Source organism: Burkholderia sp. LMG 13014 (assembly GCF_905232215.1).
In the GTDB taxonomy this organism is placed as follows: domain Bacteria; phylum Pseudomonadota; class Gammaproteobacteria; order Burkholderiales; family Burkholderiaceae; genus Burkholderia.
In genome coordinates this window covers 1-2,769 of sequence record NZ_CAJNKE010000705.1, presented here as the reverse complement: position 1 = coordinate 2,769, position 2,769 = coordinate 1, and the positions used below count along the sequence as shown (strand labels likewise).

Annotated in this window: 4 protein-coding genes; 1 reads left to right on the top strand and 3 read right to left on the bottom strand. The window is 67.4% G+C overall.

Annotated elements, in window-relative coordinates:
- The 3 genes from JYJ84_RS33370 to JYJ84_RS33360 all read right to left on the bottom strand — a co-directional run.
- The coding region (locus JYJ84_RS33370) for an alpha/beta fold hydrolase (protein WP_205190035.1) at window positions 1-352 on the bottom strand (352 nt) is incomplete at its 3' end.
- The gene (locus tag JYJ84_RS33365) at window positions 349-1,155 is read right to left on the bottom strand and encodes a DinB family protein (protein WP_175221232.1); all 807 of its coding nucleotides are present in this window, start codon (window positions 1,153-1,155) and stop codon (window positions 349-351) included. The genes JYJ84_RS33365 and JYJ84_RS33370, both read right to left, overlap by 4 nt.
- 88 nt (window positions 1,156-1,243) lie before the next feature.
- The gene (locus tag JYJ84_RS33360; RefSeq protein WP_175221233.1) at window positions 1,244-2,014 is read right to left on the bottom strand and encodes an alpha/beta hydrolase; all 771 of its coding nucleotides are present in this window, start codon (window positions 2,012-2,014) and stop codon (window positions 1,244-1,246) included.
- A gap of 180 nt (window positions 2,015-2,194) precedes the next feature.
- Between JYJ84_RS33360 and JYJ84_RS33355 the strand changes: the two genes are divergently transcribed.
- Window positions 2,195-2,769 (top strand): TetR/AcrR family transcriptional regulator (locus JYJ84_RS33355; RefSeq protein WP_205190034.1); only part of this gene is annotated, 575 nt, incomplete at its 3' end.

The following is a 2,769-nucleotide window of genomic DNA, read 5'->3' as shown; positions in this document are numbered from 1 at the left end:
CGGCGGGCGTCATGCGGCCGACCGACGCCGACCAGAACGCATCGTCGAGCGTGAAGTTGCCTTCGACGTTGACGATCCGCCGCACGCGTTCGGGATGCGCATGCGCGAACAGCATCGCGATTGCGCCGCCGACCGAGTGGCCGACGACATCGACCGGCTGCGTGCCGAAGTGCGTATCGACGGTATGGCGGACATGCTCGACCTGCGCGGCGAGCGTGATCGCGTCGAACGGACCCGCGCGATGCGCGCCGTAGCCGAGCAGGTCGGGGGCGAGGTGCGGGCCGTTCCACCCGCGCACGTCGAGCGTGCCGATGAAACCGTGAATGAAGACGACGGGCGTGGGCTGGGTCATGGGGCGGGCGCGGAAGGAAGGGGCGGCAATTCGAGTTCGGCGAGCAGTTCGTCGAGTTCGAGCACGTGCGTGCGGTCGTGGTCGAGCAGTTCGCGCACGAGTTCGTCGAGCGACATGCGGCGGATGCCGTCGCGCAACCCGCAGCGTGCGAGTTGCGCGGGATCGAGCGTGGCCGCGGTTGCGCACAGTGCGACGCGTCCCGTGCGGAATGCCGGGACGGCGGCGTCGAGCGGCTGGGCGAGATAGTCGCGTTGCGCGGCGAGCACGGTGCCGTCGACGGACGCGATCACCGGCAGGTCGAGCGTGCGCACGGCGTCGATGCGTTCGGCGAACACCGCGTCGAGATCGCGCAGGTGGCACGCGTGCTCGACCAGCGAGAAGCCCGTGCCGTCGGGGCGCCGTGTCCACAGCGCGGCGGGCACGTGCGCCGCATACGCGGCGAGCCGATCGGGCAGGCGGGCGAGCGCGGCGACGACGTCGGCGAACGGCAGCAACTGCGGATACGCGCTGAATACCGCGCCATAGCTGAACAGCGTGCCGCCGAGCCGCCCGCGCGCCTGCACGACGTCGTGGCCGTGACGACGCATGACTTCCGCGACCATCGCACCGCAGAACTGACGGGCGGTCGTGTCGGTTTCGATTTCGGGGAATTTCAGTGCGATCTCGTGCTGGATCGCGCCGATTGCGGCGACGCCCACGCGCGACAGCGCGGCGAATTCGGCGTAGTGCCCGGGTTGCGCGATCAGTGCTTCGAGCTGGGCGCCGAGCGCGGTGGTGCGAAAGCGGTCGAAACGGGAATGCATGACAGGAAAACCCCACCGAGTAACGTATCAAAACGATACGTTACTCGGTGGGGTTGCGTCAACGAGCAGATCGGGGTGACGCGCTGCGTCACTCCTTGCCGGCGCCCTTGGCGGCCTGCTCGATCAGCTTCGCGACTTCGGCCGGATGCGAGATGTAGGCGACGTGGCTCGACTTGAGTTCGATCGTCTTGCTGCCGGCGCGCTGCGTCATGAAGCGTTCGAGTTCCGGGTTGATCGCGCGGTCGGCCGTGGCGACCACCGCCCAGCTCGGCTTGGTGCGCCATGCGGCGTGCGTGATCGGCACGCCGAACGACTGGGCGGCCGGCGTGACTTGCGAGATCGCCATGAACTTCGCTGCAGCCGCCGGCACGTCGGCCGCGAAATCCGCGTGGAACGACGCCGGGTCGAAATACAGGTAGCCGTCCTGCGTGGCCTTGATCGCCTGGGTGGCGGGCGGCGTCTTCTTGGTCAGGTCGAGCGGGCTCTCGCCGGTGTCGGGCTGGAACGCGGCCACGTAGACGAGGCCCGCGACCTTGTCGTCGTTGCCGGCTTCGGTGATCACCGCGCCGCCATAGCTGTGGCCGACGAGGATGCTCGGGCCGTCCTGCGCGTCGACGACGCGGCGGGTTGCCTTCACGTCGTCGTCGAACGACGTTTCGGGCTGCTGCACGACGGCAACCTTGTAGCCGTCGCGCGCCAGGATGTTCGATACGGCTTGCCACCCCGAGCCGTCGGCGAAGTAGCCGTGCACCAGCACGACGTTCTTGACGGGCGCGGCGACGGCGGCGTGCGAGCCGAATGCGGCGGCGGAAACGGTGAGTGCGGCAGCGATGCGGCGGAGTTGGGACGAGCGCTTCATGATCATTCTCCAGAAGAAAGGCAGGTTGGGAACCGTCGGGTATCGACAGTCGTTTTGTTCCGTCGATGTAGCCATCCTACTAGTAGGTAGTTTTAACTTCAAGGAGAAAGCACTGCTAGAAAACAGTATCTCGCGGCGGTAAACTATTCAAGTTTTCATCCGACTAGAAGGTAGGTAGATATGACGGTCACTGGGGACAGTACCGCGGGCCGCATCCTCGAAGCGGGGCGGCAACTGATCATGCGGCGCGGCTACAGCGGGTTCAGCTATGCCGACATCGCCGATGCGATCGACATCCGCAAGGCGAGCATTCATCACCATTTCCCGACCAAGGCGGATCTGGCGGTCGCCGTGCTGCAGCAGTCGCAGGCGAAGTTCGATGCCGACATGGCGCTGCTCGACGCGAGCGGCGCCGACGCGCTGGTGCAGATGCGCGCGTACATCGGCTACTGGGAGCGTTGCATCGCGGACGACAGCGCGCCGTTCTGCGTGGCCGGCATGCTCGGCGCGGAGCTGCCGGCGCTGCCTGACGACGTCGCGCGGGCGGTGAAGGCGCATTTCGACGACCTCGCCGCGTGGCTTGCGCGTGTGCTCGAGGCCGGGGTGAAGGACGGCGTCGTGCAGCCGGGCGTGTCGGTGCCGACCGAGGCCGCGACGTTCGTCTCGCTGGTCTATGGCGCGATGCTCGCCGCACGGGCGTACGGCAATGCCGGGATGTTCAGGGACGTAACCGGCGGTGCGGTCGAGCGGCTCGC